The following is a 26,934-nucleotide window of genomic DNA, read 5'->3' as shown; positions in this document are numbered from 1 at the left end:
CGGTAACACCCTTACCGTCGAGGCCCCCGCAGCTTCCCACCCAGGAGCTCGACGTGCCCCGACGCCCCCACGTCCCCCTACCCCTCCCCCGGCTGCTCGCCGCCGTACTGGCGGTGGCGCTGCTCCTCGTGCCCGCGCTCGCCACCACCCCCACCGCCGCCGCGCCCGCCACCGCGGCGGCGGGCGACTACTGCGCGGGCCGCTGCAACGACATCCTGCCGCCCGGCGAGAACGGCAACGCCACGCTCGCCGAGATCCTGCTGAACCGGGTCTTCGGCACCCGCCCGGCCCACACCGACGACCAGCTCGGCCCGTACGCCTCGCTCGCCTCCGGCTACCCGGGCCTGACGGAGGCCGGGCTGCGGAGCTTCTTCAACGACGCGTCGTTCGGCGTGCCGGCGGACCAGGTCGCGAGCACGGCCAGTCCGCGTTCCGACGTGACGATCGTGCGCGACAAGGCGACCGGCGTGCCGCACGTGACCGGCACCACCCGGTACGGCACCGAGTTCGGCGCGGGCTACGCGGCCGCGCAGGACCGGCTGTGGGTGATGGACCTGTTCCGGCACGTCGGGCGCGGCGAGCTGTCCGGTTTCGCGGGCGGCGCGGCGGCCAACCGGCAGCTGGAGCAGACGTTCTGGCGCGCGGCGCCGTACACCGAGGCCGAGCTGCAGCAGCAGATCGACGTGCTGTCCTCGCGCGGCGGGCGGGCGGCGCAGGCGCTGGCGGACGCCTCCGCGTACCTCGACGGGATCAACAAGTACATCCAGCAGGCGTACGACTCCCGGACGTTCCCGGGCGAGTACGACCTGACGGGGCACGTGGACCCGATCACCAACGCCGGGTCGATCGCGCCGTTCACCCTGACCGACCTCGTGGCCCTCGCCTCCGTCATCGGCGCGCTGTTCGGCTCCGGCGGCGGTGGTGAACTCGCCTCCGCGCAGGTCAAGTCGGCCGCCGAGGCGCGCTACGGCAAGGACGCCGGCGACGCGGTGTGGCGCTCGCTGCGCGAGGCGGAGGACCCGGAGGCCGTCCAGACCCTGCACGACGGGCAGACGTTCCCGTACGCGACGGTGCCCGACGACCCGCGGGGCGTCGCGATGCCCGACCCGGGATCGGTGGTGAGCGAGCCGGAGGTCTACGACGCCACCGGGTCCGCACAGTCGGCGGCCACCGGTGCCAAGGGCGTGCTGCCGGGCAACCTGCTCAGCGCGAAGCACGGCATGTCGAACGCGCTGCTGGTCTCCGGCGCGCACACCGACGACGGGCACCCGGTGGCGGTGTTCGGCCCGCAGACCGGCTACTTCGCGCCGCAGCTGCTCATGCTGGAGGAGCTGCAGGGCCCGGGCATCAGCGCGCGCGGCGCGGCGTTCGCGGGCCTGAGCTTCTACGTGGAGCTCGGGCGCGGGCAGGACTACGCGTGGAGCGCCACCTCGGCCGGGCAGGACATCACCGACACCTACGCCGTGCCGCTGTGCACGAGCGACGGCTCGCCGGTGACGACCGCGTCCAACTCCTACCTGTGGCACGGCACTTGTACGCCGTTCGAGCGCCTTGAGCGCAAGGACGCGTGGAGCCCGACCACCGCCGACTCCACCCCGGCCGGCTCCTACACGCTGGTGTCCTACCGCACGAACTACGGCCTGGTGAGCGCCCGCGGCACGGTCGGCGGGGCGCCGGTGGCGTTCACCTCGCTGCGCTCCACCTACCGGCACGAGGCCGATTCCATCATCGGCTTCCAGGAGTTCAACGACCCGGCGGCGGTGCACGACGCGGCGAGCTTCCAGCAGGCGGCGCAGGACATCAACTACACGTTCAACTGGTTCTACGCCGACTCGCGCGACATCGCCTACTACAACTCCGGGTCCAACCCGGTGCGCGCCCCCGGCGTCGACCCTGGCCTGCCCGTGCTCGCCCAACCCGCCTACGAGTGGGCCGACTTCGACCCGGCGGGCAACACCGCCCGCTACACCCCGCCGGCCGAGCACCCGCAGTCCGTGAACCAGGACTACTACGTCTCGTGGAACAACAAGCAGGCCACCGGCTACACGGCGGCCGGCTTCGGCAACGGCTCGGTGCACCGCGCCAACCTGCTGGACGCCCGCGTCAAGTCCCTGGTGCAGCAGGGGAAGGTGAGCCGGGTCGCCCTCACCCGGGCCATGGAGGGCGCGGCCCTGACCGACCTGCGCGCCGAGGACGTCCTGCCCGACCTGATCCGCGTGCTGCGCAGCGCCCCCGTCACCGACCCCGCCGCCCTGGCGGCGCTGCAGAACCTGGAGGCGTGGCTGGCCGACGGCGGTACGCGGCACGAGAGTTCGCCCGGCAGCGGGGCGTACGCGGACGCGGACGCGATCCGCGTGATGGACGCGTGGTGGCCGCTGCTGGCCGACGGCGTGATGCGCCCGGGCCTGGGCGACCAGCTGTTCACCGCGCTCACCGGGGCGCTGCAGATCGACGAGTCGCCCTCGGGCCGCAGCGGCGGCAGTGGCCCGGTCAGCGCCAACGAGGCGATCCCGCACAAGGGTTCGTCGTTCCAGTACGGCTGGTGGAGCTACCTGGACAAGGACCTGCGCGCCGTCCTCGGCGACGGCGTCGCGGGCCCGCTGGCCCGCCCGTTCTGCGGCGGCGGCGACCTCGCGGCCTGCCGGACCGTCCTGCTGAACACCCTCAAGCAGGCGGCCGCCCAGAGCCCGGCCCAGGTCTACCCGGGCGACGGCGACTGCGCGGCCGGCGACCAGTGGTGTGCCGACACCGTCATCCAGCGCCCGCTCGGCGGCGTCACCGACGCCAAGACCACCTGGCAGAACCGCCCGACCTACCAGCAGGTGGTGCAGTTCCCCAGCCACCGCTAGGCGCACCGGGACCCCGCTTCTCGTCGGATTGACGAGAAGCGGGGTCGCCCCATATCGTCAATGCGACGAAAAGGGGTTCCACGATGGCCGACATCACCAGGCGCTTCGGCATGCGCCACCTGCGCGCCGTTCCCACCGCGCACATCCGCCACCTGCGCCGCGGCAGGGTCGCCCACGACGGCACGGGCCTGGCGTTCTGGTTCCGGCCGCTGACCGCCGCGATCTCCGAGGTCCCGGTGGACGACCGCGAGCTCGCCATGCTTTTCCACGCCCGCACCGCCGACTTCCAGGACGTCACCGTCCAGGCCACCCTCACCTACCGGATCGCCGAACCCGCCACCGCCGCCACCCGCGTCGACTTCGGCATCGACCCCGACACCGGCGCCTGGCGGGCCGCGCCCCTGGACCAGCTGGCCACCCTGCTCACCGAGACCGCCCAGCAGCACGCCCTCGGCCTGCTCGCCCGCACCCCGCTCGCCGCCGCCCTCGCCGACGGCGTCGACGCGGTGCGCGAACGCATGGCGCACGGACTGGCCGGCGAACCGCGCCTGACCGAGACCGGACTGGCCGTCATCGCCGTGCGCGTCGTGGCACTGCGGCCCGAACCCGAGGTCGAACGGGCGCTGCGCACCCCGGCCCGCGAACTCGTCCAGCAGGAGGCCGACCGGGCCACCTTCGAGCGCCGCGCGGTGGCCGTCGAGCACGAGCGCGGCATCGCCGAGAACGAACTCGCCAACCGCATCGAACTCGCCCGCCGCGAGGAGCAGCTGCTCGCCCGGCAGGGCGCCAACCGGCGTCTGGAGGCCGAGGAGGAGGCGGCCGCCGACCGGGTGCGCACCGACGCCGAGGCGCTGCGCCGCACCCGCCTGGCCACCGCCGAGGCCGAGGCCGCGCGCGGGCTGGGCGAGGCCCGGGCGGCCGCGGAGGCCGCGTGGCTGGGCGCCCACCAGCAGGCGGACCCGGCGGTGCTGCGGGCGCTGGCGCTGATGCGGCTGGCCGAGCACCTGCCGCGCATCGACAGCGTGACGCTCACCCCGGACGTGCTGACCGGACTGCTGGCCCGCCTGGGCGCGGGGGCCCCGGGAGCCGCGGGGGCGCAGCGATGACGCCCGTTCCGGGCGCGCCGGCCACCCCGGACGCGCCGCCCGCCCGGCCGGGCGCACCCGGCGGCGGTGGCCCAGGCGGGGCCGGCCCGGCGGGGGCGGACGCGGCGGGGGCGGACGCGGCGGGGGCTGCCACGGCCAGGGCGAACACGGCGCGGACGGCCGCGACGGGGTCGGACACGGCCGAGGCAGCCACGACGGGGGTGGACCGGTGACGCTCGCCCCGCGCGTGGTGCTGGTGCACCGGCGCACCGAGTACGAGGAGTTGGTGGCCCGGCACGGCACGCCCGGGCAGGCGGCGTTCTTCCTGGCCTCCCGGGGCCGCTCGGCCGAGGAGGTCGAGGAGCGCCACCTGCGCCAGGGCGCTGCGCTGGCCGAGGCGGCGGCGGCCGTGCCGCTGGAGTGGCGGCGCACCCGGGTGGAGCGGGCGGACCTGCCGCGGTTCCTGTTCGAGCCGGGGGACGTGGTGGTCGTGGTCGGCCAGGACGGGCTGGTGGCGAACGCCGCGAAGTACCTGGCCGGGCAGCCGGTGATCGGCGTGGACGCCGATCCGGGGCGCAATCCGGGGGTGCTGGTGCGCCACCGCGCCCGGGTGCTGGGGCCGCTGCTGCGGGCGGTGCCGGGCGGGGGCGGGGCGGTGGAGGAGCGGACGATGGTCGAGGCGGTCGCGGACGACGGCCAGCGGTTGCTCGCGCTCAACGAGGTGTACGTCGGCCAGCCGGGCCACCAGACGGCCCGCTACCGCCTGGCGGTCGGGGGCACCGGGGACACCGAGGGCGCCGGGAGCGCCGGGGACGCCGCCGAGGCGCAGGCGTCGTCGGGCGTCCTGGTGGGCACCGGGACGGGCGCCACCGGCTGGTGCCGCTCGGCGTGGCTGGAGCGCGGCGCGCCGCTCGCCCTGCCCGCGCCCGGCGCCCCGGCGCTGGCCTGGTTCGTCCGCGAGGCCTGGCCGTCCCCGGCCACCGGCACCAGCCGGGTCCACGGACTGCTGGACGGCGGGCGGCAGTTGGCGCTGACGGTGGAGTCCGAGCACCTGGTGGCCTTCGGCGACGGCATCGAGTCCGACGCCCTCGACCTCACCTGGGGGCAGACCGTGCGCGTCGGCATCGCCGCCACCAGGCTGCGCCTGCTGGGCTGAGCCGGAAGAAAAAGGGCCCCGCTCCCCCGGCCGGAGCGGGAGGAACGGGGCCCGGTACTACTGCACTACTTCACGAAGGTGTTGCTGCTCCAGATGGCGCCGCCGATGCCCTCGCCGCCGTCGGCCTTGTAGACGACGAGGTTGCCGTCGTCCTGGAGCTTCAGGTAGGAGCCGCCGGACCAGAAGGTGCCGGAGTTCCACAGGGCGGTGGTGCCGTCGAGCTTGTAGACCACGGCGTTGCCGTCCTGCTGGATCTTCAGGAAGTTGCCCCAGCCGCTGGTGTTGCTCTGCCACAGGGCGGCGCCGTCGCTGTTGCGGTGCAGGACGAGGTTGCCGTCCCACTGCATCTCCAGCCAGGTGGTCTTGGCGTTCAGGCGGTAGCCCGGGTTGAGCTGGGTGATCGGGCGCAGGGTGGCGTTGCTCCAGACGGTGGTGGCGAGGGTCTCGTCACCGCTCTTGAACATGACGAGCTTGCCGTCGTCCTGGAGCTTGAGGTGGCTGCCGCCGAACGCGTAGGTGCCGCTGGCCCACAGGCCGCCGGTGCCGGCCGCCGGGTTGCCGTCGGCCTTGTAGACCACGAAGTTGCCGTCGGTCTGCATGAACGCCCAGGCGCCCGGGTTGTTCGCGGTGCCGCTGGCCCACAGGGCCGCGCCGTCGCTGCGGCGGTAGAGGACGACGTTGCCGTCCTTCTGGACCTCCAGGACGGAGGCGGGGCCCTCGCGCCACTGGCCGGCCGAGATGCGGGTGTTGCCGGTGATGGTGGCGTCGCCGCGGAAGGTGCTGGTGGACCACAGGGCACCGCCGGCGCCCTCGCCGCCGTTGCCCTTGTAGAGGACGAAGTTGCCGTCGTTCTGCAGCTTCAGGTAGGCGCCGGGGTTGTTGAAGGTGTAGGTGCTCCACAGGGCGCCGGTGCCGGCCGCCGGGTTGCCGTCGGCCTTGTAGACGACGAAGTTGCCGTCGGGCTGCATGTAGGCCCAGGCACCGTTGTTGCCGCCGGTGGCGGTGTCCCACAGGACGCCGCCGTCGGCCTGGCGGTGGGTCAGGACGAGGTCGCCGTCGGCGCGCATCGTCAGCTTGAGGCCGGGGCCGGTGATCGACTGGCCGGCGGTCAGCTTGGTGCCGGGCTTGATCAGCGTGCCGGAGGACGCGGCGGTGGCCGTCACCCAGGAGGCGAGGTCGTCGACGCGGGCCTCGGAGGCGCCGGTGCGGGTCTCGGTCTCGCCGAGGCAGCCGCCCTGCCAGGCGAGGCTGGTGACGGCGGCGAGCTCGAAGCCGCCGTTCTTGGCGCGCAGCGCCGGTGCGCCGGAGTCGCCCTTGCAGACGGTGTCGGCGGCGGTCTTGGCGGTGAGGTCGACTGCGCCGGCGCTGACGGCGGCGGCCGTGAGCGCGGCGGTGTGCGGCGCGGCGGGAACCCAGGTGGTCGCGGTGCGGCCGTAGCCGGCGACGGTGAGGTCCTCGCCGGTGGCGGGCGCGGTGGCGGAGACGGCGACCGGGGTGATGTCGTAGACCGGCGCGCCGAGGCGGGCCATCACCAGGTCGCGGTCGGTGCGCGGGGCGATCTCGACGACCGGGATGGTGCGGCCGCCGATCGTCACGGTGCTCTGGGCCGCAGGCGCGCCGGCGGCGGGCTTGTCGCCGAAGCACGCGGCCGCGGTGAGCACCCACTGCGGGTCGACCAGGGTCGTGGTGCAGGCGCGCGAGCCGGGGCGGCCGGGCTGGCCGATCGTCAGGGCGCCGACCGCGGGGTAGGCGCCGGCGGGGGCCGTCGCGGCGGGGCCGTCGGTGGCGTTGAGCTCCAGCAGCGTGGTCGAGCCGCTGGTGCCGCCCTCGCCGACCGGGGTCCAGGCGTTCTTGTTGACGTCGACGCTGGTGACCGTGCCCGCGGTGTTCAGCGTGGCCTTGATCGCGTGGTCGTCGCCCTTGATGTTGTAGATCTGCGGGATCTCCAGCGACAGGTACCCCGTCCGCCCGGTGATCCTGAAGCAGACCTGGCTCGGGTTCGCGGAGCGGCTGTACAGCTCCACCAGGCCCGGACCCGAGGCGCAGTCGGCGAGCACGATGTGCCCGTCGCCCGCCTTGAGGGTGATGTTGTGGTCCGCCAGGACCTTCGCGGCGCCCGGGTAGGAGAAGTCCTCCACCACCGCCGGTGCGACGGCATCCGCAGCCGATGCCGTCACCGCCGGAACCGACCCGGCCACCACCGGTATCGCCACCGCCAGGCCCACGGGCCAGGCCATTCTTCGCATTCTGCGCTGCACGAACTCTCCCGAGGAAGGACACGCCGGGGGAGACGCCAACGCCCCCCAGAGCCGGCCGTGAAGATGATCAACCGGACGGTATCGACTCCATCCCTGCACGTCAAAGCGCAAATCGACACCAAAGCGCCACATCGGCAACCTCGGGTGAACCGGGGCCGAACCCGACGTGCCGCGCGGGCTCCGCGGGGCGTCCCGGCGGGGCCTCGCGTGTCCCGGCGACGGGGGCCATGGCCGGTCACCCTACCTATGCGTGACGGATTCGGGCGCGGCACGCCACGGCCTACCGTCGTCGACGTCAGCACGGAACAGCAGACGACAACAGCGGTAGGCCGAGGAGGATTTGATGAGCGCGTTCGCGATCGCCCAGGTCAGGTCGGTGGAGTTCGGGCCCGACATCGTGGAGTACCTGGAGCGCATCGACGCCACCCTGGAGCCGTTCGGGGGCCGGTTCGTGGTGCACGGCGGGAACGTCGAGGTGGTCGAGGGGAGTTGGGGGACCGACGTCATCGTCATCGAGTTCCCCGACCGGGAGCGGGTGCGCGCGTGGTACGACTCCCCCGCCTACCGGGAGATCCTCCCGCTGCGCACCCGCCACATGGACGCCGACGCCATCTTCGCCGACGGGGTCCCGCAGGGCTACCGGGGCGCGGACTCGCTGGTGCACTGAGCGCCGGCGGGGCGCTCGCGGGTGACGAGGTCGGTGCGCCCGGCGGTGGCGTCGAGCCACACGACGCGGGTGCCGCGGTCGGCGGCGGGCGCGTCCTGGGAGCCGCGGTCGCAGGAGACGCGCTCGGGGGTGCCGCCGGTGAGCGGGAGCTGCCACAGCTTGGCCGTCTGCGCGTTGGTCCAGTTGTCGGTGACCCGTCCGGTGCGCGAGACGTAGGTGACCGCACGGTCGGAGACGGTCAGGGTGGCCGGCTCGGGGGCCGTGGAGGCGGCCGGCAGGAGGTCGGTGACGCCGGAGCCGTCCAGGGCGCCGGAGCGGATCGTGGCGCGCCCGGCGGCGGGGCTCTGGACCCACAGCACGCGTCCGCCGGCCAGGTGGACGGAGTCGGCCAGGTTCTTCGGGTCGGCGGGCACGTACTGGGCGGTGACCTTGCCCTCGGCCAGGGAGTAGGCGGTCGGCGCGGTGACGTAGTCCTGGCCGGACGTCCACCCCTCCGTCCAGGCGAGGACGCCGTCGCTCAGGTCGAGGCCGGCGGCGTGGTGGCCGGCGGGCAGCGGGATCACGGTCTCCGGGGAGCCGTCGGCGTGGACGACGTGGATCCGGGTGGTGTCGGTGGCGAAGTCCCGGAGCGTGAAGGCGATGTCGCCGCCGGCCGTCCGGATGTTGCCGGGCTGCTGGTTGGTGGAGCGGTAGGCGCTGCGCACCGGTCCTGCGCCGGACAGCGGCGCGGCCAGCACCTCGAAACCGAAGACGCCCTGGGCGTCCTTGCCGACCGCCAGCCACGCCGCGCTCGTGCCGTCGGTGGCGGCCCAGCTGTGGTAGCGGCCGTCGTCCGGGCTCAGGCGCACGGGGGTGCCGCCGCCGGTGACGGTGCCGGTGTACAGGGCGGTGGTCCTGCGGGTGGCGTCGGTGTTGCCCAGCATCACCCAGTGGCCGTCGGCGGCCACCGGGGCGGCCATGGTGGAGGTGATGTCGCGCAGCAGGGTGCGGCTGTCCAGGCCGAGCCGGTGCTGCCAGCCGGCCTTGATGCCGTGGGCGTCGAACGCGGCGGCGACGGTGCGCAGCTGGGCGCGGGTCAGGCCGTCGGCGCGGCCGGCGGCCAGGACGGCGTTGCGGCCGGCGACGAAGTCGTCGAGCGGGGTCATGTACTCGGTGAGCGCGCGGTAGACGACGCGGTCGGCGGTGAGCGGGTCGAGGGTGCGGCGGATGTCCCACAGGGCGCCGCTGAAGATGGTGGAGTTGAGGTGCACGCCGCCGTTGTCGGAGGCCAGGGAGGCGCCGACGTAGTCGTCGACGGTGGTGTGGCGGTCGTCGAGGTGGCGGGTGGCGCAGGCCTGCGGGGTGCCGGTGCGGCACAGGTCCTCGCCGAGCAGCGCGGCCCTGGGGTCGTTCATCGCGATGCCGCGGGTGGTGACCTCGATGGCGTTGCCGAAGTAGTCGGCGAGGCCCTCGTCCATGGCGCCGGACTGGCCGAGGTAGGCGAAGTTGGCGCTGTTGGCGATGACGCCGTGGGTCATCTCGTGGGCGGAGACGTCGAGGGCGGCGGAGAACGGGTAGTACGTGTCGTTGCCGCTGCCGTAGATCATCTTGCTGCCGTCCCAGTAGGCGTTGGGGTAGGGACGGCCGCCGGCGGTGACGTCGACGACGGAGACGATCGGGCCGTTCTTGCCGTCCAGGCCGAGGCGGCCCAGGCGGTCGCGGTAGAAGTCGTAGACGATCCCGGCGTTGAGGTGCGCGTCGGTGGCGCCGTCGGTGCCGGTGGCGGCCGGGAAGTCGGGGGTCGGGGAGCTCGCGGGGCGGGCGTCGGCGGGGATGGTGCCGAAGTCGCCGACGTCGCGGCCGGCCGCGTCGTAGGTGGTGATCGCGGCGGGGCGGGTGAGGTCGGTGAACTGGTAGGTGCCGTCGGGGAGTTTGCCGATGTTGACGTTCGCGCTCTTGCCGTGGACGTCGGGGGCGGTGCCGGTGGCGGGGGTGACGGTGGCCGGGGCCGGGTCGGGGGCGGCCGCGTTGGGCGCGACGGCCTCGGGCCGGGCGGCGGCGGTGGCCGTGGACGGGGTGCGGGCGTCGTGGGCGAGGGCGACGACGCCGGCGGTGGCGTCGACGTAGACGTCGCGCGTGAGCGGGGCGCCGTCGGCGCCGGCGCCGCGCACGGTGTAGTGGCGGGTCAGGCGGCCGGCGCCGTCGGGCAGGATCACCAGGCCGGCGTCGTCGGCGGTGGCCTTGGCGCGGGCGGCGTCGGGCAGGGCGCCGAGCGCGGCGGTGCGCAGCAGGTCGTCCGGGACGGTGGGTGTGGTGGGGGCGGTGAGGCCGGTGAAGTACTTGCCGCCCGCCGACTCGACGTGCTGGGCGGCGCCGTCGCCGGCGAGGTGGACGAGGTACTGGGCGCCGAGGACCGGGACGCCGCCCTCGTTCTGCTGGAAGCGGACGGTGCGGCGGCCGTCGGGGGCGCTCTCGGTGCCGGCCTCGGCGAGCTGGGCGGGGTCGACCTGGTAGCGGTCGCGGTGGGCGGCCAGGTGGGCGCGGGCGGCGTCGGCCGGGTTGCCGGGGGCGGGGTCGGCGAGGCCGGTGACCAGCTGCGGGGCGGCGGTGTCCTGGCCGGCGACGACGCCGGGGACGGGGTCGCCGGGGGCCTGGGCGGGCGCGGTGTCGGCGGCGGCGGTCGGGGCGGCGGTGGCGGTCGGGGCGGCGTAGGCGGCCAGGGCGGCCAGGCTCAGGGCGGCGGCTATGCCGGCGCCGAGCGTCCGGGGCGTGCGGGCGTGACGGTGCACTGCGCTCCTCTCACGGAACGGGAACACGGGAATCGGCGGTGGCGGGCCCGTCGGTGACGGCCCGCCACGTCCACGTCACGAACATAAGCCATTGCTCTTTATATGTCGAACAACTACCTATCGCCGGCTGTCCGACCCCGCCTCCCGCGCGCGCGGGGATCAGGCGGCGCGCTGGCCGTGGAGGAGGAGGGGGACGGCGTGATTGGTGAGCGCTTCCGCGAGGCGGGCGGCCTGGGCGGGGGCCATCACCTGGCCGAGCTGCTGGACGGGGGCGAAGCGGGCGCCGAGCAGTCCGCTGCGGTGCTGGGGCGGGACGGTGAGCTCCTGGGCGGTGGTGCCGCCGTCGAAGACGAGGTTGAGGCGCTCCAGGTAGCGGTCGGCGGGGGTGCAGTCGACCGCGAGGACGTGGGTGAGCCGCACGCCGATGCCGGTCTGCTCGGCGAGGTGGCGGCCGGCGGCCTCGTGCGGGGGCTCGTTGGGGCGGGCGGCGCCGCCGGGGAGGATGAGCCCGTCCATGTAGTCGGGGTCGACGAGCAGGACATCGCCGCAGGGGTTGCGGACGAGGGCGAGGCAGCCGAGCCGGCACACGGGCGGCTTGGCGAGGAGGCGGGGGTCGCGCATTGGGGGGGTGCTACTTCCTATTCCAGAAACACCAGTTGATCAGGGCAGCGAAGCCGAACAGCCAGGCCAGGCGGACGGCGAGTTCAGTCGTCATCGGCGGCGAGGCGCTCGAAGTGCAGCCCCTTGCGAAGCAGTTCGACAATCCGGAGGACTTCATCGACACGGGCCGCCCCGAGAGAGATCAGGTAACAGCCAGTGCGGGACCCGAAGTACCAATCCACCTCCAGAGAGGGCAACTTGGCCCCACCGAGAGCAAGGACCGCCGCCAAGTCATCGGCAACGAGGGCGGCTTCACGGCGCTGCTCGGCCGTCGCCCGCTTGAGCATCGAGGTCATCACACACCGGTCCTGCGGTGCACCTCGAACATCCGCCACGCCGAGAACGCGGCACAGAACGAGCGGAAGGAGGCCAGCTCACCGGTCGAGCCACAGCGCAGCCACTCCCCCGTGACCTCGTTCCGCACCCGGTAACACCGGGCATCGGAGTCCCACCGCACCCCGTAGCCGTGGAGTCTGGACAGCACCATGAGAGCACCCTTCGCAATCAAGCATTTACGCTCTGTCGAGAAAAGGGTTGCGGATCGCCCCTTGCGTGGGGAAGCATCTGTAGTCGCCAGTTCAAGTTGGTTCAGTTGGGAAACACCGTGAACCGCAAGAGGCTTGACCCCACATCGTCCCCGTACGCATCGCTCGGGATCCAGCTGCGTCGCTTCCGTGAGGCACGCAAGCTGCTCCAGACCCAGCTCGGGACCGCGATCTCCTACTCCGGCGCGTACATCTCCAGCATCGAGCGCGGCGTCCGCGCGCCCAGCCGCAAGTTCGTGGAGGTCGCCGACGCGTACCTGGACACCGGCGGCACCCTCGCTCTGATGCTCGACCAGCTCGAACACAGCATCCTGATAGAGGGCTTCCCCGAGTACGCCGACAAGGAAGCCGAAGCCGTCGCGATTCGGCTCTTCGAAGTCGGAGTGATCCCGGGCCTCCTGCAGACACCCGAGTACGCCGCCGCCTATGAACAAGCTCCGGTCAAGCGAGGCACAGCCACGCAGCAGCATGCCAACGAGCGAATTCGGTTTCTGTTCATCCGCCAGGAACGGATCAACCGGCCCTCTCCTCCCCACGTCCACGCCGTGCTGGACGAGTGGAGCCTGCGCCGGCCGATCGGTGGTCGAGCCGTGATGGCAGGACAATTGGCGCACCTTGAGCGTCTGGCCGGCCAGGCCAACACGACTATCCAGGTGGCACCCATCAGTCTTGGCGAGGATCGCCCGTTCGCCCACCCGGTGACTCTGCTGACGATGCCCAACCGTTCCCTGCTCGGCTACTCCGAGACCCACCAACGCGGCTTCCTCGAGCGCAATCCCGAGATCCTCTCAGGGTGGGCCAAGGACTACGATCGGCTCCAGGTTGAGGCGCTGCCCTTGGCCGCGTCACTTGAGCTGATCCGCGCAGTACGGAAGGAATTCGAAAGTGCACCTTGACCTAAACGGCGCTCGCTGGCGCAAGAGTACTCGCAGTGGACAGGGCGGCCAGTGTGTGGAGGTTGCTGACGGCTTCACCGGCGTCATGCCCGTCCGCGACTCCAAGGACCCCAACGGCCCCGCGCTCGTCTTCCCCACCGCCGCCTGGCAGTCCTTCATCACCGCCATCCGCGCCGGCGAGTTCGACGCCCGCTAACAACCACCGCTCCCGGCCCCGCCGCCCCACCCATGGGGCGGCGGGGCCCACTGCGTTGCTCGGAAGGGGATCAAATGCTTGACAGCATCAACTTGAGCACGGCCCGCTGGGTGAAGTCGACCTACAGCGGCGGCGGCGGTGAGTGCATCGAGGTGGCCCCCGGCTTCACCGGCGTCATGCCCGTCCGCGACTCCAAGGACCCGAGCGGCCCCGCCCTCATCTTCCCCACCGCCGCCTGGCAGTCCTTCATCACCGCCATCCGCACCGGCGAGTTCGACACCCAGTAACAACCACCGCTCCCCGCCCCGCCGCCCAACGCCTGGGGCGGCAGGGCCCTGCGCCAAAAGTCGGCCCCGCCGACTTCTCACTCTCGGCCCTGCCGCCCCAGCCCTGGGGCGGCAGGGCCGAGTTAGGGTCAGATCGTCTGAGCGGGGTCGTCGAGCCAGGCGTGCCAGCCGTCCGGGGTGACGGTGAGTCCGAGACGCTCGACTCCGGGCTCGCCCGTGTCGTGCCACCAGATGAGGGCCCGCTCGAAGTCCTCCCACAGGCGGCGCCCGCCGTACTGGCGGACCAGGTGAACGCTCTCACCGTCGCGGAACGTCGCTGCGGCCCAGGCCGGGCTCGTAAGGGAGTAGAGCCACAGGGTGCGGGCACCGTCCTGGTGCGGCTGGATCGCGTGCGTCACGTCGCGCAGGCGCAGCCCGGCGGCCAGCGGAAACGGGTCGAACTTTCTGTGCGACGGGAGGGCGGCAGCGGTGATGTGTTCGGCGACGGTGCCGCCGTCTGCGGGGTTGTCCGGCCATCGCAGGCGCTGGGAGCGCATCTTCATGAACTCCACGGGCTGGAGGAACGGGCCGCTCGCGGTGCCGTCGCCGTGGACAGTGAGGCGGACCAAGGCGTCGGCGTTGGAGTAGTGGGTGCCGAAGGGCGCCAGGATCAGCCCGCCGGGGCGGGTCTGCTCGATCCACGCCTGGGGGATCTCGCGCAGCCCGAAGGTGGCGGTGATCCGGTCGTACGGGACGTCGGCCTGGTGGCCGAGCGCGCCGTCCCCGCAGACGACCTGCGGCTGGTAGCCGGCGGCGTGCAGGGCGGCACGGGCCTGGGCGGACACGAGCGGGTCGATCTCGACGGTGGTCACGTTCGCGTCGCCGAGCCGGTGGGCGAGCAATGCGCTGTTCCATCCGGTGCCGGTGCCCTGCTCCATCACCCGCATCCCCGGCTCGGCCTGGAGGTCGTCCAGCATCGAGGCGACGAGCGACGGCATCGAGGCGGAGCTGGTCGGCACCGTGCCGGGTTTCCGGCCGGCGTGAGCGCCGTCGTCCCATTGGGTGACGATCGGAATGTCCGCGGCGGCGGCCGCCAACCAGCCTCGTTCGTCCTCGGTGCGGTCGAGGGGCCGGCTCTTCCCGGTGGCCATGTCGTGGGCCCAGATCAGGTCCGGCAGGAACAGCGAGCGCGGGACGGCGTCGAAGGCCGTCGCCCACGCGTCGGCGATGGGGAAGGACCGCCCTGGCGCGGGGCGGCCCTCCTGCTCGGGTGCGAGCGTCACTTCTTGTGTCCTCCGTCGCCGGGCGGTGTGCTGCCGTCGGGGGACGGCGGGTCGGTCGGCGGCGTCCAGGGCGTCCCAGGGTGCCCGTCGCCGCCGTCCCCGCCACCGCCGCCGCCGTGCCCTCCGCCATCAAGTGCGACCGTCTCCATCACCGGCTCCTCTCCAAGGGGTGGCCGCCGCTCTGCGGGCCCTCAGGGCGAGTGCCCCGGTTCCTTCCGCAGAGCGGCACCCACGACATTAGGGAGTAACGTCGCGATCACTCAACGCACTTGCGGATTCTTGCGCACCTTCATCCGAGGACGCCGATGGCATCGGCGATCAGGCGCCGGGCGGCGTCCCCGTGCGCGGCCATCTGCGACAGCTCGGTGAACGCCTTCGCGTAGTCGGCGAGTTCGCGGGGCTGAGTGACGCTGATCTCCGCCGTGAGCGTCTCCACCGAGCAGCTTGAGGCGTCGAAGAGGTAGAAGGCCTCAAGCGGCCACACTGCACGCTCGGCTCCGAACGGAATGATGCCCAGGCTCAGCGAGGGCAATGGCATCAAGGTGATCAGGTGGCGCAGTTGGCCGGCCATCGCGGCAGGATCGCCGATCCGGTGGCGCAGGACGGCTTCCTCCAGGACGACCACGAAGCGGTGGCCGCCCTCGTACAGGAAGCGGCTGCGAGCGACTCTGGCGGCGACCGCCTCGGTGACGTCGTCGGCGTAGCCCTTGAACCGGGTGATGCCGTTCAACAGCGCGGTGGCGTAGGCCGGGGTCTGGAGGAAGCCCGGGATGACGTTGGAGGCGTAGACGCGCAGCAGTGCGGTCCTGGCGTACCGGTCGAGGCTCTGCTGCTGGGTGCGGGCAAGGCCGCTGCGGTGCAGTCGTCGCCATTCCATGTACATCGAGTCGACGGCACGGGCGGTGGCGATCAGGTCCGGGACCTGGTCGTCGGCGCCGCACGCGGCGCACCAGGCGCGGATGTCGTCCTCGGAGGGGGCTTTTCTGGCGTTGAGGATGCGGGAGGTCTTGGACTCGTGCCAGCCGCAGCGGGCGGCGAGTCGCTGCCCGTTGAGGCCGGCGTCCAGCATCAGGTCGCGCAGCCGCGCGGCGACGGCCCGCCGGGCGGCTTCGGCACTGGAGGACGGGGAGGAGTACATCCGCGGGCGGTCCGGAGCGAGGGTCAGACGGTGTACTTCTCGTGTGGGACGCCGCGCTCCCAGACCGCCTCGAAGGCGGTGGAGCAGAGCCTCACCACGGCCGGTTCCTCGGTGTAGGTCAGGCGCGGCTCGGCCCATGCACCGTCGCCGGTGAAGTGGTTGAACAATACCCGCGCCTGGTCGAACAGCCAGAAGTCGCTGCCCGGCAGCGCGATCTCGCAGGCCTGCCTGCGGGACAGCCACCGGACCTCCTCGCCCAGATCCACGTTGGCCACGGTCAGGGCGTGCTCGTAGCGGATGTAGTCGGTGACCGGCTCCGAGACGATGCGTGCCCGGCGCAGCGCCACGTCCCGGTCGGTGGCCTCGGTCACCATGGCGCGCCAGCGCGACCAGTGCGGGGAGGTGGTGTCGGTGTTCGCGTACCCGCTGCGCAGGTACTCGGCGAAGCCGCCGCTGTCCTGGCCGGCGTAGGTGTCGCGCATCTCCAGGTGCACGGCGGAGCGCTGGGCGCCCTGCAGCAGTTCAGCGAAGCTCGGCACGTTCGGCGTCATCGCAGGCCTTCCTCAGCATCGGGATCATCCGGGTGGGGATGCGGACCACGGCCTCCGTCGCCGGGATTCCGCTACCGTGTCCGGCGGTCCACTCGGTGGTGCCGATCGCGGCGAGCATCGCGTCGTCCGGCTTCCAGCCCTGGACGACGATCTCCCCCGCGTCGCGGTCCACCCACACGGTCGGCGATCCCTCGTGCTCCGTGTTCGGGTCGATCCCGACGAACTGAAGGTCCACGGTGCCTCCCATACCAAGCCGGTTGCCACATCTTGCGCCCACCGTTCCGCAGACCTGATGAGACGTCAAGAAGCAAGCCCGTTCCACCGAAGAAGTGAGCGCCAACTGATGGACAAGTACGCGCAGTTGCTGGCCGAGCTGACCGAGGCCGGCGCGCTGGGCGAGGAGTGGCGGGGCGCGTTCGAGCGCGTCCCGCGCTCTGCCTTCGTTCCGGACGCCGCGTGGACCCCGGACGAGGACGCACCGACCGGCTACCGGCGGATCATCAAGGCCGACGCCCCGGACGCCTGGTGGTCGCTGGTGAATGCCGACGGCGTGGTCGTCACACAGGTCGACGACGGACACGAGAACGGGCTGGGCATCGCCACGTCGTCGGCGTCCATGCCGTCCCTGGTCGCGACCATGCTCCGCCACCTGGACGCGCGGGACGGGCACAACGTGCTCGACGTCGGCACCGGAACCGGCTGGACAAGCGCCTTGCTGTGCAGCTTGCTTGGCGACGACCGGGTGACCACGGTCGAAGTCGACCCGGCCATCGCAGCCGAGGCGGCGCTGAGACTCGGCGCCGCCGGATTCGCGCCCCGGCGGGTCGTCGGCGACGGGCTGGCGGGATGGTCCTACGCTGCCCCCTACGACCGCGTCCACTCGACGGCGGCCGTCCGCCGGGTGCCCTCCACCTGGATCGAACAGACCCGGCCCGATGGCGTGATCGTCACCCCGTGGGGCACCCCGTACGCCAATGCCGGACTGCTGCGCCTGGTGGTCGGCCGGCCGGGCGGGGCCTCGCACGGCCGGTTCGTCGGCAACGTCTCCTTCATGTGGATGCGGGCACAGCGCCCGCACCCCGTGATCGAGCCAGCGGACGTGCCGGGCCGCAAAGGGCCTTCCACGATGGACCCGGAGCTGGCCCTGGAGGACGTGAACGCCGCATTCGCCATCGGCCTTCGGGTGCCGGGCATCCGGTACGAACACGTCTGGGACGGCGCCGACCCCGGCGGCACCTACCGCATGCAGCTCTCGGACGGTGCGCGATCGTGGGCATCCGTCCGCTACGCCGCATGGGACGCCGAGGACGCCGCCCACCAGTCCGGCCCCCGCCGGCTGTGGGACGAAATCACGAGAGCCCGCCTGTGGTGGCTGGAGGAGGGCAAGCCCGACCTGTGCCGGTTCGGCGTGACCATCGCCGTGGACGGTGCGCAGTCCGTCTGGCTGGACGACCCCGGCAACCCCGTGGCCTGACCTCCGCCCGGCCCGGCCGCCCCATGCATGGGGCGGCCGGGCCCCGCACCAGAAGTCGGGCCCGCCGACTTTTCGCTCACCGCCCTGCCGTCCAGGCTGGGCGGCCATGGGGGCGGTCCTCAGGCGGCCGGGCCCAGGAGGGCGGCGGTGCACTGTTCGGCGAGGTCTTCGGCGTGGGCGGGGAGGGGGTCGCCGGAGCGGAGGTGGCGGCGGACCAGGGACAGGGGCAGGTCGACCACGGCGAGGGCCACCCGCTCGGCGGCCTGCGGGCCCTCGGCGCCCAGGGCGGTGGCGAGCTCGGCCAGCGAGGCGCGCACGCGGCGGTTGCCGTCGTCCGCCCGCCGGCGGTGCTCATCCGACCAGTCGGCGCGCCCGAAGTCCTCGGCGCCGTAGAGGAGGAGAGCGGCCTCCTCGGGGTGGGCGCGGCTCCAGGCGACGACGTGGCGCGCCGCCGCGCAGCCCGCCCGCCGTGCGTCGCCGCCGCTCGCTTCGAGGACCTTGAAGTAGCCGTCCTGGAAGCCCTCCACCGTCCGCAGCCACGCCTCGGCGAGCAGCGCGGAGCGCCCGGCGAACCGGTGGTACACCGAGCCGCTCGGGGCGCCCACCTCCGTGGCGACCGCGGACATCGTCACCGCGGCCGGTCCCCCGGCGGCGGCCAGCCGCACGGCGGCGTCGAGCAGCTGGTTCGCATCGAAGCGGGGTGGTCTCGCCATGAACTGGAGAGTACCCTCCACAATATTAGAGATTGCCCTCTAAAAAGAACCCGAGGAGACCGCGATGGGTGTCTACAACGTGCACGAGCGCCTGCTGGCCGCGCAGCGAAGCGAGGTGGGAGCGCTGATCGACACCCTGGCGAGCAGCGACGACAGGCTGTGGCCGCAGGGCAGTTGGCCGTCGATGGAGTTCGACCGCCCCCTGGCGGCCGGGGCGGTCGGCGGGCACGGCCCGGTCCGTTACACCGTCGCCGCCCACGTCCCCTCGCAATGGGTGCGCTTCACCTTCAGCGGGCCGCGCGGCTTCCACGGATTCCACGAATTCACCGCCCTGGCCGTCGACGAAGAGCACACGCTGCTGCGCCACACCCTCGCCATGGCCGCCCGCGGCCCGGCGCGCCTCACCTGGCCGCTCGTCTTCCGCCCGCTCCACGACGCCTGCCTGGAGGACAGCCTGGACCGCGCCGAACTGGCCTGTTCGGGCACGGTGGCCCGCCCGGCCCGCTGGAGCCGCTACGTACGGCTGCTGCACGCCCTCCTGCACTGACCCACCGGGCGCGGCGGTCAGACCGGCCGCGCCTGGGCCCAGGCGCAGAGGTGGCGGGCGCCGTCGCCCAGGTGAAAGTGAAGAAGAGCCGCCCGACGCTCCCGTTCACCGCGCCGCCGTGCGTCCAGGTCGCCCCGGGGTCCGGCGTGTTCGGGGGAAGCGGACGGCGGCGGCCGGCAGCAGGACGGCCGCCGTGGCCGCGCTCAGCAGGAGGACTCCGGCAGCAGAGAACCGGCGGGTGAACCTTCGGGGGGTGGCTGACGTCGTTGGCATGGGTGGCACTGTAGGAACGGAACGTCAAGGTCCGCCCTGAAACGGGTTTCACCGGCTCATCGGTGAGATCAGATTCCGGTAGCGAGTGCTTCGTTCACCTATCGGGGGATCTGGGAAGATCACCGGCGGTATACGAACACGAAGAAGAGGTGCGGAGCATGGTCGGTGTGGTGCTGGTTCTCGTCCTGCTGCTCGTCGGCGGCGGGTGCGCGTGCGTCGTGTGGGCGCAGCGCGGCGGGCCGGGGTGGGTGCGGGCGGTGGCGGCGGTGACGCTGGGGGCGGGCGAGGTGGTGCGCTCGGCGGCCAAGCGGCGGCGGCGCGGTTCGCGTAACGACGGGGCCGACCTCACCAGCCTCGGTGACGGCGGTGGTGGGAGCAGCGGTTCGTGAGGATCGGCACACGCTTCGCAATCGCCCCGGCACATTGTGTACCGTCGCCCTGAGGTGCGATGAAGGGGGGCGCGACCGTGAGCGAGCGCAGCGAGGCGGGCGCATGAGTGGCGTCGTCGTGTATCTGCCGCCTGCGGGCGACGGCAGTGCCGGGGCGGTGACGCTGCGGCTGGGGCCCGGTCAGGTGGCGCGGTTCGGGCGGGGTTCGGCGGCGGTGCCGGTGGAGCTGGCGCTGGCGGACGCGGCGGTGTCGCGGCTGGCCGGGGAGATCCGGGTGACGGAGGACCACTGGCAGCTGAGCAACCTCAGTGCGAGCCAGAGTTACCTGGTGGAGAACCCGGAGGGTGCCGGGGAGTACCTGCGGGTGCCGCCGCGGCGGGCGGGGGCGCCGATCCCGTTCGAGTTCTCGCGCGTGGTGCTGCCGACGCACGGCGGCGGGACGCTGGCCTTCCAGGTGTTCGCCCCCGATCACGTCTACCTGGATCCGGACGGGCTGGGCGGCGACGCCCTGCGGGGCACGCGGACGGTCACGGCGTACTCGCTGGACGAGACGGCGACGTACTTCCTGGTGCTGGTGGCGCTGTGCGAGCCGCGGCTGCGTGACGAGTCGCCGCTGGAGGTGCCGACGACGCCGCGGATCGTGGAGCGGCTGGCCGGTCATCGGGCGTGCGCGCGGCTGACGGCGCGGGCGGTCAGTTCGCACATCGATTACCTGGCCGAGGAGAAGATGCGCATCGCCGCCCCGGCGGAGGAGCGGGGCGGGCGGCGCAACGGCAAGCGGGAGGCGATCGTGGCGATCGCGCTGCGGTTCGGGCTGGTGCGCGAGGAGCACCTGGCGCTGCTGCCGCCGCGCGGCCCGGTCGGCCCCGCCGGTGCCTGAGCGTGCACCCGCTGCCGCCGGGCCGGCGCGTGGGGCGCTGGGAGGTCACCGGGCCGATCGCGGCCGGGGGCTGGGCCAGTGTGTACGCGGGCCGCTCCGCCGAGAGTGGTGACGGAAGCGGTGCCGAGGGCGGTGACGGGGACGGGGACGGGGGCGGCACCGGGGTCGGCGTCGAGGTCGCGCTGAAGATCCTGCCGACCGCGGGGCTGACGCCGCGCCAGGCCGCCAAGGTCGCCGAAACCGCGCGCCGCGAGGTGGAGTTCGCCCGCCGCACCCGCCATCCGCGGCTGGTGCGCCTGCTGGACACCGTGCAGCTCGGCGCGGAGGGTGACGCGTTCCTGGACGGCGCGATCGTCCTGGTGATGGAGCGCGCGGAGCGCAGCCTGCGGGACCTGCTGGATTCGGCGGAGGTGTCCGAGGCCGAGGGCGGCGCGCTGATCGCCGGGATCTGCGAGGGGCTGGCCCACCTGCACGCCGCCGGGTGGGTGCACGGCGACCTGAAGCCCGACAACGTGCTGCTGGCCGCCGACGGTTCGGTGCTGCTCGCGGACTTCGGGCTGGCGACCGAGCTGACCGGGACCGGTGGCACGCACGGCCACGCGCCGCCGATGGGCACGTTCGACTACCTGCCGCCCGAGCGCTGGCGGGCGCCGCTGGGCGAGCAGGGCGTCACCGTGCGTCCCAGCGGGGACATCTGGGCGCTGGGGATCGTCGTGCACGAGGTGTTCGCGCGCGGCGCCTCGCCGTTTCCCGGCGCGACCCCGGCGGCGCGGGCGGCGGCCGCCCAGGAGTACGCGGAGCGGCGGGCGCCGCTGCGGATGGCGGACGGGGTGCCGCCGTTCTGGCGGGCGCTGGCCGCCGACTGCCTGGCGCCCACCCATGCCGAGCGCGCCGCCCACAGTGCCGAGAGCCTGCTCGCGCGCATCCGCGCCCACCGGGGTGGGGGCGGGCCCGGGCGGCGGCGTCACGGGCCCGCGGCGCTCGCAGCGGCGGCCGTGCTGGCGTCCGGGGCGGCGGTGGCGGGCACGGTGGCGGTGGGCTGGACGGACGCCGGTGGCAGCGCCCCGGCGGCGGGGCACGTGCGGGTGTACAACGCGGACCCGGGCTGCCAGACCCGGCCGGGCCGGGATCCGCAGTGCAGCCTGGGCCTGGCGATCGACCCGCGCGAGCCGTACCTGGCGGGGAACGTGGTGGCGACCCGGGTGTGGCACGGGGACGTGCTGGACGCGGAGTGCGAGGAGGCGCACGGGGTGCCGATCGTCGACGAGATGGGCACCCAGTCGCCCCGGTGGTTCCGGGTGCGCCTGCCCGGGGGCCCGTCGGAGCCGGCGGTGTGGCTGCCGGCGGTGCGGACCCTGGACCGCCCGGAGCTGCCGGCCTGCCCGGCACCATCCTCGACTGGCTGACGGGGCCGGTCAATCCGGAGCGTTCCGGGTACCGGCCCCGCGCGCCCGCGGCTAGCTTGCGGACGGTCCGTCAGGACCCTTCCACCGCAGACCCCCAGGAGCCAGCCTTGCGCACTACGCCGATCCTGCGCCGTGCCGCGCGCGCCGTGGTCCCCGCCCTGGCGGCGGCCGCGCTCGCGCTGGGCGCGATACCCGCCGCCACGAACGCCGCGAACGCCGCGTCCGCCGCGCCCGCCGCACCCGTCCGCTCCCCCGCCACGGGAGCCGCCGCGCTCGACTACGACACCGACGGCCCGATCGGGCGCGGCGAGGTCATGGACCGCGCGTGGTCGTGGATCGCCGAGCAGGTGCCGTACAGCCAGCAGGGCTGCCACGGCAACCAGTTCGGCTGCTACCGCCCCGACTGCTCCGGCTTCGTGTCGATGGCCTGGCACCTGGGCACCTCGCTCACCACATGGACGCTGTGGAACGTGACCGCCGACATCCCGGCCGGTGACCTCCAGCCCGGCGACGCGCTGCTCAAGGACGCCGGCGGCACCGACCACGTCGCCCTGTTCGTGCGCTGGGCCGATGCCGCCCACACCCAGCCGGTGGTGCGCGAGGAGTACGACTTCGGCCACGTCGCCGAGGAGCGCACGTGGGGCGACGGGCTGCGCGGCTTCACCTCGCGCCGCTACAACCGCCTGGACGACCTGATGCCCTACGGCTCGATCCGGGTCAAGTACGACGCCATGGGCGGCCTGAACAGCGTGCTGGGCGCGCCGATCCGCGGCGAGCGCGACTCGGCGGCCGGCGGGCGCTTCCAGCAGTTCAAGAACGGCATCATCCTGTGGCACCCGGACGAGGCCCACCCCGTCTACGGCGAGATCCTCACCCGTTTCTGGGCCACCGACGCCGAACGGGCCTGGGGCTTCCCGACGATGGACGAGGCGGACGGGGCCGCGGCCCCCGACGGCACCCGCGGGCGCTACCAGTTCTTCGAGCGGGCCGTGATCCTGTGGTCCGCCCCGACCGGTGCGCACGTCGTCCACGGCGCCATCTACGACGCCTTCCACGCCGCCGGCCACGAGAAGGCCGTCGGCTACCCCGTCACCGACGAGGCCGACGAGCCGGGCGGGCGCGTCCAGAAGTTCCAGAACGCGACCGTCCACTGGAACGCCGCCACCAACACGACGTCCGTCACGCGTCCCTGACACTCCGTACGGCGCCCGCGGCCACCGGCCCGTCCGCAGCCCCCGGCCCTCCCGCGGCCGGGGGCCCGGGCCGTCTCAGAGCCGCACCAGTTCGACGTGGGCGGCCAGGCGGGTGGCGGCTTCGGTGGCCGTGGTGACCGGGTGGGCGGGGCCCAGGGCGTCGGCGGCCTGGCGGGCGCAGCGGGCGCGCAGGCGCGCGGCCTCGGCGTAGTGGCCGAGGGCGGCCAGGTCGAGGGCGAGGTTGGCGCGGGCGGTGAGCACGTCGTAGTGGGTGTCGCCGACCACGGCGGTGAGCAGGTCCATGGCGCGGCGGCCGAGTTCGGCGGCCGCTTCGCTCTCCCCGGTCTCCGCGAGGCCGGTGGCGTGGTTGATCAGGACGGCGCCCAGGTAGGGGTGGTCGGCGCCGATGGCGCGGGTGAGGCCGGTGACGGCGGTGTGGGACAGGGAGCGGGCCTCCGCGGCGCTGCTGGTGGCACGGAGGTGGACGGCGAGGCCGGCGGTCAGGGCGAGGGTGACGGGGTGGGCCTCCCCGAAGTGGTCCTGGCCGGCCCGGTGGGCGCGGGCGGCGATGCGGGCGGCGCGCTGGTGGTCGCCGCGGGCGTGGAGGGCCGCGGCCAGGGTGGTGGCCGCGACGAGGGAGTGCAGGTGGTGGGGGCCTTGGACGTCGCCGAGGTCCTGGTAGGTCTGGCCGGCCTGTTCGCAGGCGGCGGGCAGGTCGCCGAGGCGGAAGGTGGTGGCGGCGAGTTCGGCCCTGGCGTACAGGGACTGGGCGTTGCGGCTGCTGACGGTGCGCTGGTAGGCGAGGACGGTGTCCTCCAGCACGGTCAGCGATTCGCGTAACCTTCCCATCTCGCGCAGCGTGCCGCCGTAGGCCGCGGCCGAGAGCAGGGTGTCGAGGTCGGCGGGCCCGAGCAGGCGCCGCTGGCGGCGGTAGCTGCGGCGGTAGAGGTCCAGGGCGCGGGGCCAGTCGCCGGTGAGGTCCTCGGAGACGGCCAGGTTGTGGAGGGTCATGCCGATGCGCGGGTGGTCGGGGCCGAGCGCCTGGAGGACGTGGTCGAGGGTGTCGCGGTCGAGTTCGCGGGCCTCCTGGTAGCGGCCGAGCAGGCGCAGGTCGGCCGCGAGGTTGCCGGCGGCGATGAGGGTCTGCAGGTGGCGGGGGCCCAGTTCGCCGCGGAAGCGTTCCAGGGCGGTGCGGTCGATGGTGTAGCTGGCCCGGAATTCGCCCTGTTCGCGGAGCACGTTGGCGAGCTGGACGCGCAGCATGCCGGTCTGGAGGCCGTCGGTGCCCGGGCGCCCGCCGTCCGGGGCGGCCCTGCTCCAGCGTTCCAGGGTGCGTTCGGCGAGTTCCCTGGCCTCCGGGTAGAGGCCGCGCTTCCACAGGAAGCGTACGGAGTTGACGATGAGCCGGCGCACGTCGGCCTCGGTGGAGTCGGCGGCGCCGCTGGGCCACAGGTGCGGGAGGATCTCGGCGAAGGCCTCCCAGGTGCCGACCCGGTCGGGGTCGGAGGGGGCCGCGGCGGCGAGGGCGAGCTGGACGACGCGGCGCATCTCCTCGCCGCGCTGGGCGGGCAGCTGGTCGCGGACGACGGCCTGGACGAGGCGGTGGACGGTCAGGGACTGGCGGCCGGCGTCGGCGCGGGCCAGGCCGGTGCGGTGGATGGTGCGCACGAGCTCGCCCATCTCCAGGCGGGTGCCCAGGGCGTCGCCGTCGAGGCCGAGGTGGTGGGCCAGCAGCGGGGAGAGCAGCAGTGCGGTGGGGATCGGCTCGGGGCCGAAGTGGGCGCAGATTTCGAGGAGTTCGGCGGCGCGGGCGTTGGTGCGGTGGAGTTCCTCCAGGGACAGGTGCCAGGTCGCGGCCACCGAGCGCGGGTAGTCGGTGGCGGGCAGGCGGGTGCGGTCGAGGATCTCGGTCATGGTGGCGGCGAGCAGGTCGAGGTAGTCGGTGACGGGCATGCCGCTCTCGCGCAGCCAGGCGGCGGCCTGGGCGATGGCCAGCGGCAGGTCGCCGAGGCGGTCGCAGACCTGGTCGGCCGCGTCGTGGCCGAGGCCGGGGTTGAGGCGGTGGAGGTGCTGGAGGCTCTCGGTGCGGCGGAAGACGCCGAGTTCGACGACCCCGGCCCGGCCGCTCCAGGCGGGGTTGCGGGAGGTGATGAGGATGTGGCCGCCGAGGGGGCCGTCGACGAGCCAGCGGGCGAGCTGGTCGGGGCCGGTCGCGTTGTCGAGGATGAGCAGCCAGCGCCGGTAGGGGGTGCCGTGGCGCAGGGCGGCGAGGACGCGGGCGGCGGTGTCCTGGCTGTCCTCGCCGTGTTCGAGGCCGAGTCCGGGGGCGAGGGCGGCCAGCCGGGTGGCGATGAGTTCGGGCTGTTCGGCGCCGATCCACCACACGACGTCGTAGCCGGCGCGGAAGCGGTGGGCGTATTCGGCGGCGGTCTGGGTCTTGCCGACGCCGCCGAGGCCGGTCAGGACGCGGACGGCGCCGGCGGGGGCGGTGGTGAATCCGTCGCGCAGGGCCTCGAGTTCGCGGTCGCGGCCGGTGAAGGAGGTGTTGCGGGCGGGGATGTCCAGGACGGCGGGCAGGTCGCCGGGGTGGCCGCCGCGGGCGGACGGGCGGGCGCCGGCGCTCTTCCGGGCGGGGTGGCCGACGGCGGTGGCCAGCCGGGTCAGGGAGTCGGCGGCCGAGGAGCCGGCGAGGTCGACGCTGGGCCGCTCGGCGAAGAGCCGGGGCAGGGCGGTGTCGGGGTCGCCGACCCGGACCGGGACGAGGGCGGGCACGCCCGGGGCCGCCTCGCGGCCGGCGAGCGCGCGGAAGAGGCGCTCGGCGCGGGGGTGGCCGGGGTAGGCGGCGGAGAGCAGGACGACGACGCGGCCCTGGCCGGTCAGGGCCCAGCCGGCCTCGACGGGCAGGCCTTCCTCGGCGGCGGCGACGCTGTGCAGGGTGGTGCGGTAGCCGAGGGCGGTCAGCTCTGTGGCGGCCCACTCGGCCCACATCCGTTCGGCGGGGGCGTAGCTGACGAACAGGTGGGCGGGCGGGTGGTGGCCGGCGGTGGCCGCGGGCTGGTCGGGGCGGGGGCCGGGCGGGAAGGCTCCGGGGTAGTGCCGCAGGTCGAGGTCGGCGAGTGCGGGCAGGCGGGCGCGTTGGGCGGGCAGGCGGACCCGTTCGGCCAGGACCTCGACGACGCGTCGGTAGTCCGCTCCGCCCGGGTCCTGTTCGATGAGGCGGCGCAGTCCGAGTTCGGCGTAGCGCTCCCCCATGGCGGGTTCGACGTACTGGACCTCGTCGGCGGGGGCGGCGGGCCCGGCGGGCAGGGGCTCCCACAGGACGGGCAGCAGGGCGCCGCTGTCCCAGCCGGTCTCGCGTTCGTAGGCGATGGTGCGGGAGCGGAAGGCGGTCCACTCCTTGCCGCAGTAGACGCTGGCGAAGTAGGCGGGCGAGTAGAGCGCGACCATGGTGCGGCAGCGGGCGACGGTGCGCGACAGCCGCAGCTCCCAGTCGGTCCCGAGGAACAGCTGCTCGACGTCCCGGAAGCCCGGCAGTGCGGCCGCGTCCGGGTCGCGCCGGGCCAGTTCGGCGCGCAGGTCCTGGTAGAAGCCCGCGACGGCCGAACCGTTGTCGTCCGCCCGCGCGTAGCTGAGGAAGAAGTACGCCTCCATGTGTCCCCCGGCACTCTGGTGTCCGTACTCGGACGGGTCCGTCCAGTGTGGACCGGCGCACGCGGGTTGCGTAGGGGCCGGGGCGCGTGC

The 26,934-nt window shown here is 73.8% G+C and carries 24 protein-coding genes; 13 read left to right on the top strand and 11 right to left on the bottom strand.

Translation table 11 applies throughout. The features are described 5' to 3' along the window. The first annotated feature begins 53 nt into the window (after positions 1–53). The 3 genes from ACFVSN_RS36755 (at position 54) to ACFVSN_RS36745 (ending at position 5,090) form a co-directional block, all read left to right on the top strand. Positions 54–2,849, top strand: coding sequence for a penicillin acylase family protein (locus ACFVSN_RS36755; RefSeq protein WP_387957765.1), 2,796 nt, complete (start codon positions 54–56; stop codon positions 2,847–2,849). Between the two features lie 83 nt (positions 2,850–2,932). Continuing rightward, positions 2,933–3,955, top strand: coding sequence for an SPFH domain-containing protein (locus ACFVSN_RS36750; RefSeq protein ID WP_387957764.1), 1,023 nt, complete (start codon positions 2,933–2,935; stop codon positions 3,953–3,955). 208 nt (positions 3,956–4,163) lie between these two features. Beyond that, positions 4,164–5,090, top strand: coding sequence for a hypothetical protein (locus tag ACFVSN_RS36745; protein WP_387957762.1), 927 nt, complete (start codon positions 4,164–4,166; stop codon positions 5,088–5,090). 65 nt (positions 5,091–5,155) lie between these two features. Here the strand turns inward: ACFVSN_RS36745 and ACFVSN_RS36740 are convergent, their stop codons facing one another. Continuing rightward, positions 5,156–7,327: a trypsin-like serine protease gene (locus tag ACFVSN_RS36740; RefSeq protein ID WP_387957760.1), complete on the bottom strand. Its 2,172-nt coding sequence runs from the start codon at positions 7,325–7,327 to the stop codon at positions 5,156–5,158. Between the two features lie 364 nt (positions 7,328–7,691). Between ACFVSN_RS36740 and ACFVSN_RS36735 the strand changes: the two genes are divergently transcribed. After that, positions 7,692–8,015, top strand: a complete 324-nt coding sequence (locus ACFVSN_RS36735; RefSeq protein ID WP_387957758.1) for a DUF1330 domain-containing protein — start codon at positions 7,692–7,694, stop codon at positions 8,013–8,015. Here ACFVSN_RS36735 and ACFVSN_RS36730 read toward each other — a convergent pair. The 4 genes from ACFVSN_RS36730 to ACFVSN_RS36715 all read right to left on the bottom strand — a co-directional run bounded on the left by ACFVSN_RS36730 (position 7,985) and on the right by ACFVSN_RS36715 (position 11,930). Further along, entirely contained in the window at positions 7,985–10,783 is a 2,799-nt protein-coding gene (locus tag ACFVSN_RS36730; RefSeq protein WP_387957756.1) for a M4 family metallopeptidase, read from the bottom strand. The genes ACFVSN_RS36735 and ACFVSN_RS36730 overlap by 31 nt on opposite strands. A 159-nt stretch (positions 10,784–10,942) precedes the next feature. After that, positions 10,943–11,404, bottom strand: a complete 462-nt coding sequence (locus tag ACFVSN_RS36725) for an NUDIX domain-containing protein (protein ID WP_387957754.1) — start codon at positions 11,402–11,404, stop codon at positions 10,943–10,945. 83 nt (positions 11,405–11,487) lie between these two features. Further along, positions 11,488–11,739, bottom strand: a complete 252-nt coding sequence (locus ACFVSN_RS36720; protein WP_387597254.1) for a hypothetical protein — start codon at positions 11,737–11,739, stop codon at positions 11,488–11,490. Then, positions 11,739–11,930, bottom strand: coding sequence for a hypothetical protein (locus ACFVSN_RS36715; protein WP_387597257.1), 192 nt, complete (start codon positions 11,928–11,930; stop codon positions 11,739–11,741). The genes ACFVSN_RS36720 and ACFVSN_RS36715 overlap by 1 nt, the downstream gene beginning before the upstream one ends. 117 nt (positions 11,931–12,047) lie before the next feature. Between ACFVSN_RS36715 and ACFVSN_RS36710 the strand changes: the two genes are divergently transcribed. The 3 genes from ACFVSN_RS36710 to ACFVSN_RS36700 all read left to right on the top strand — a co-directional run bounded on the left by ACFVSN_RS36710 (position 12,048) and on the right by ACFVSN_RS36700 (position 13,367). Beyond that, the gene (locus tag ACFVSN_RS36710) at positions 12,048–12,884 is read left to right on the top strand and encodes a helix-turn-helix domain-containing protein (protein ID WP_387957752.1); all 837 of its coding nucleotides are present in this window, start codon (positions 12,048–12,050) and stop codon (positions 12,882–12,884) included. Beyond that, the gene (locus ACFVSN_RS36705) at positions 12,874–13,080 is read left to right on the top strand and encodes a DUF397 domain-containing protein (RefSeq protein ID WP_387957750.1); all 207 of its coding nucleotides are present in this window, start codon (positions 12,874–12,876) and stop codon (positions 13,078–13,080) included. The genes ACFVSN_RS36710 and ACFVSN_RS36705 overlap by 11 nt, the downstream gene beginning before the upstream one ends. 74 nt (positions 13,081–13,154) lie before the next feature. Next, positions 13,155–13,367: a DUF397 domain-containing protein gene (locus ACFVSN_RS36700; protein ID WP_387957748.1), complete on the top strand. Its 213-nt coding sequence runs from the start codon at positions 13,155–13,157 to the stop codon at positions 13,365–13,367. Between the two features lie 128 nt (positions 13,368–13,495). On the opposite strand, the gene ACFVSN_RS36695 is transcribed toward ACFVSN_RS36700, so the two are convergent. The 4 genes from ACFVSN_RS36695 to ACFVSN_RS36680 all read right to left on the bottom strand — a co-directional run bounded on the left by ACFVSN_RS36695 (position 13,496) and on the right by ACFVSN_RS36680 (position 16,553). Next, positions 13,496–14,629 (bottom strand): methyltransferase domain-containing protein, encoded by a 1,134-nt coding sequence (locus ACFVSN_RS36695; protein WP_387957746.1) that lies wholly within the window; start codon positions 14,627–14,629, stop codon positions 13,496–13,498. A 289-nt stretch (positions 14,630–14,918) separates the two neighbouring features. Beyond that, on the bottom strand, positions 14,919–15,767 hold the full coding sequence (locus ACFVSN_RS36690; protein WP_387957744.1) for a helix-turn-helix domain-containing protein: 849 nt from the start codon (positions 15,765–15,767) through the stop codon (positions 14,919–14,921). 23 nt (positions 15,768–15,790) lie between these two features. Next, positions 15,791–16,318: a DUF6879 family protein gene (locus ACFVSN_RS36685; protein ID WP_380496835.1), complete on the bottom strand. Its 528-nt coding sequence runs from the start codon at positions 16,316–16,318 to the stop codon at positions 15,791–15,793. Next, positions 16,290–16,553, bottom strand: a complete 264-nt coding sequence (locus tag ACFVSN_RS36680) for a hypothetical protein (protein ID WP_380496836.1) — start codon at positions 16,551–16,553, stop codon at positions 16,290–16,292. The genes ACFVSN_RS36685 and ACFVSN_RS36680 overlap by 29 nt, the downstream gene beginning before the upstream one ends. A gap of 108 nt (positions 16,554–16,661) precedes the next feature. On the opposite strand from ACFVSN_RS36680, the gene ACFVSN_RS36675 reads away from it, so the two are divergent. After that, positions 16,662–17,792: a protein-L-isoaspartate O-methyltransferase gene (locus ACFVSN_RS36675; protein ID WP_387957741.1), complete on the top strand. Its 1,131-nt coding sequence runs from the start codon at positions 16,662–16,664 to the stop codon at positions 17,790–17,792. A gap of 119 nt (positions 17,793–17,911) precedes the next feature. On the opposite strand, the gene ACFVSN_RS36670 is transcribed toward ACFVSN_RS36675, so the two are convergent. Continuing rightward, positions 17,912–18,505 carry a TetR/AcrR family transcriptional regulator gene (locus ACFVSN_RS36670; protein WP_380496839.1) on the bottom strand — a complete coding sequence of 198 codons (594 nt, stop codon included), beginning with the start codon at positions 18,503–18,505 and terminating at the stop codon, positions 17,912–17,914. A gap of 64 nt (positions 18,506–18,569) precedes the next feature. On the opposite strand from ACFVSN_RS36670, the gene ACFVSN_RS36665 reads away from it, so the two are divergent. From ACFVSN_RS36665 to ACFVSN_RS36645, 5 genes are all read left to right on the top strand, one after another. Beyond that, entirely contained in the window at positions 18,570–19,052 is a 483-nt protein-coding gene (locus ACFVSN_RS36665; RefSeq protein WP_380443298.1) for an SRPBCC family protein, read from the top strand. A gap of 431 nt (positions 19,053–19,483) precedes the next feature. Then, a complete protein-coding gene (locus ACFVSN_RS36660; protein ID WP_387957739.1) occupies positions 19,484–19,714 on the top strand; it encodes a hypothetical protein in 231 nt (76 codons plus the stop codon). Positions 19,715–19,817: 103 nt separating this feature from the next. Beyond that, complete coding sequence (locus ACFVSN_RS36655; protein WP_387957737.1) at positions 19,818–20,594, top strand: serine/threonine protein kinase; 777 nt, start codon at positions 19,818–19,820, stop codon at positions 20,592–20,594. A gap of 2 nt (positions 20,595–20,596) precedes the next feature. Next, positions 20,597–22,000 (top strand): serine/threonine-protein kinase, encoded by a 1,404-nt coding sequence (locus tag ACFVSN_RS36650; protein ID WP_387957735.1) that lies wholly within the window; start codon positions 20,597–20,599, stop codon positions 21,998–22,000. Between the two features lie 107 nt (positions 22,001–22,107). Beyond that, positions 22,108–23,193 carry a hypothetical protein gene (locus ACFVSN_RS36645; RefSeq protein ID WP_387957733.1) on the top strand — a complete coding sequence of 362 codons (1,086 nt, stop codon included), beginning with the start codon at positions 22,108–22,110 and terminating at the stop codon, positions 23,191–23,193. A gap of 75 nt (positions 23,194–23,268) precedes the next feature. Here the strand turns inward: ACFVSN_RS36645 and fxsT are convergent, their stop codons facing one another. Next, positions 23,269–26,844 (bottom strand): FxSxx-COOH system tetratricopeptide repeat protein, encoded by a 3,576-nt coding sequence (fxsT, locus tag ACFVSN_RS36640; protein WP_387957731.1) that lies wholly within the window; start codon positions 26,842–26,844, stop codon positions 23,269–23,271. Positions 26,845–26,934: the final 90 nt, after the last annotated feature.

The organism is Kitasatospora sp. NPDC057904 (assembly GCF_042887925.1).
Classification (GTDB): domain Bacteria; phylum Actinomycetota; class Actinomycetes; order Streptomycetales; family Streptomycetaceae; genus Kitasatospora.
The sequence above is the reverse complement of the archived record's forward strand: the minus strand, read 5'-3'. Positions and strand labels throughout refer to the sequence as shown.

Bases quoted from the DNA above. Each gene is read 5' to 3' on its own strand.
- ACFVSN_RS36655 (WP_387957737.1), top strand. From the start codon at position 19,818: ATGAGTGGCGTCGTCGTGTATCTGCCGCCTGCGGGCGACGGCAGTGCC.
- ACFVSN_RS36700 (WP_387957748.1), top strand. From the start codon at position 13,155: ATGCTTGACAGCATCAACTTGAGCACGGCCCGCTGGGTGAAGTCGACC.
- ACFVSN_RS36735 (WP_387957758.1), top strand. From the start codon at position 7,692: ATGAGCGCGTTCGCGATCGCCCAGGTCAGGTCGGTGGAGTTCGGGCCC.
- ACFVSN_RS36750 (WP_387957764.1), top strand. From the start codon at position 2,933: ATGGCCGACATCACCAGGCGCTTCGGCATGCGCCACCTGCGCGCCGTT.
- ACFVSN_RS36675 (WP_387957741.1), top strand. From the start codon at position 16,662: ATGGACAAGTACGCGCAGTTGCTGGCCGAGCTGACCGAGGCCGGCGCG.
- ACFVSN_RS36670 (WP_380496839.1), bottom strand. From the start codon at position 18,505: ATGGCGAGACCACCCCGCTTCGATGCGAACCAGCTGCTCGACGCCGCC.
- ACFVSN_RS36715 (WP_387597257.1), bottom strand. From the start codon at position 11,930: ATGGTGCTGTCCAGACTCCACGGCTACGGGGTGCGGTGGGACTCCGAT.
- ACFVSN_RS36720 (WP_387597254.1), bottom strand. From the start codon at position 11,739: ATGACCTCGATGCTCAAGCGGGCGACGGCCGAGCAGCGCCGTGAAGCC.
- ACFVSN_RS36725 (WP_387957754.1), bottom strand. From the start codon at position 11,404: ATGCGCGACCCCCGCCTCCTCGCCAAGCCGCCCGTGTGCCGGCTCGGC.
- ACFVSN_RS36660 (WP_387957739.1), top strand. From the start codon at position 19,484: ATGGTCGGTGTGGTGCTGGTTCTCGTCCTGCTGCTCGTCGGCGGCGGG.
- ACFVSN_RS36690 (WP_387957744.1), bottom strand. From the start codon at position 15,767: ATGTACTCCTCCCCGTCCTCCAGTGCCGAAGCCGCCCGGCGGGCCGTC.
- ACFVSN_RS36665 (WP_380443298.1), top strand. From the start codon at position 18,570: ATGGGTGTCTACAACGTGCACGAGCGCCTGCTGGCCGCGCAGCGAAGC.
- ACFVSN_RS36740 (WP_387957760.1), bottom strand. From the start codon at position 7,327: ATGGCCTGGCCCGTGGGCCTGGCGGTGGCGATACCGGTGGTGGCCGGG.
- ACFVSN_RS36685 (WP_380496835.1), bottom strand. From the start codon at position 16,318: ATGACGCCGAACGTGCCGAGCTTCGCTGAACTGCTGCAGGGCGCCCAG.
- fxsT (WP_387957731.1), bottom strand. From the start codon at position 26,844: ATGGAGGCGTACTTCTTCCTCAGCTACGCGCGGGCGGACGACAACGGT.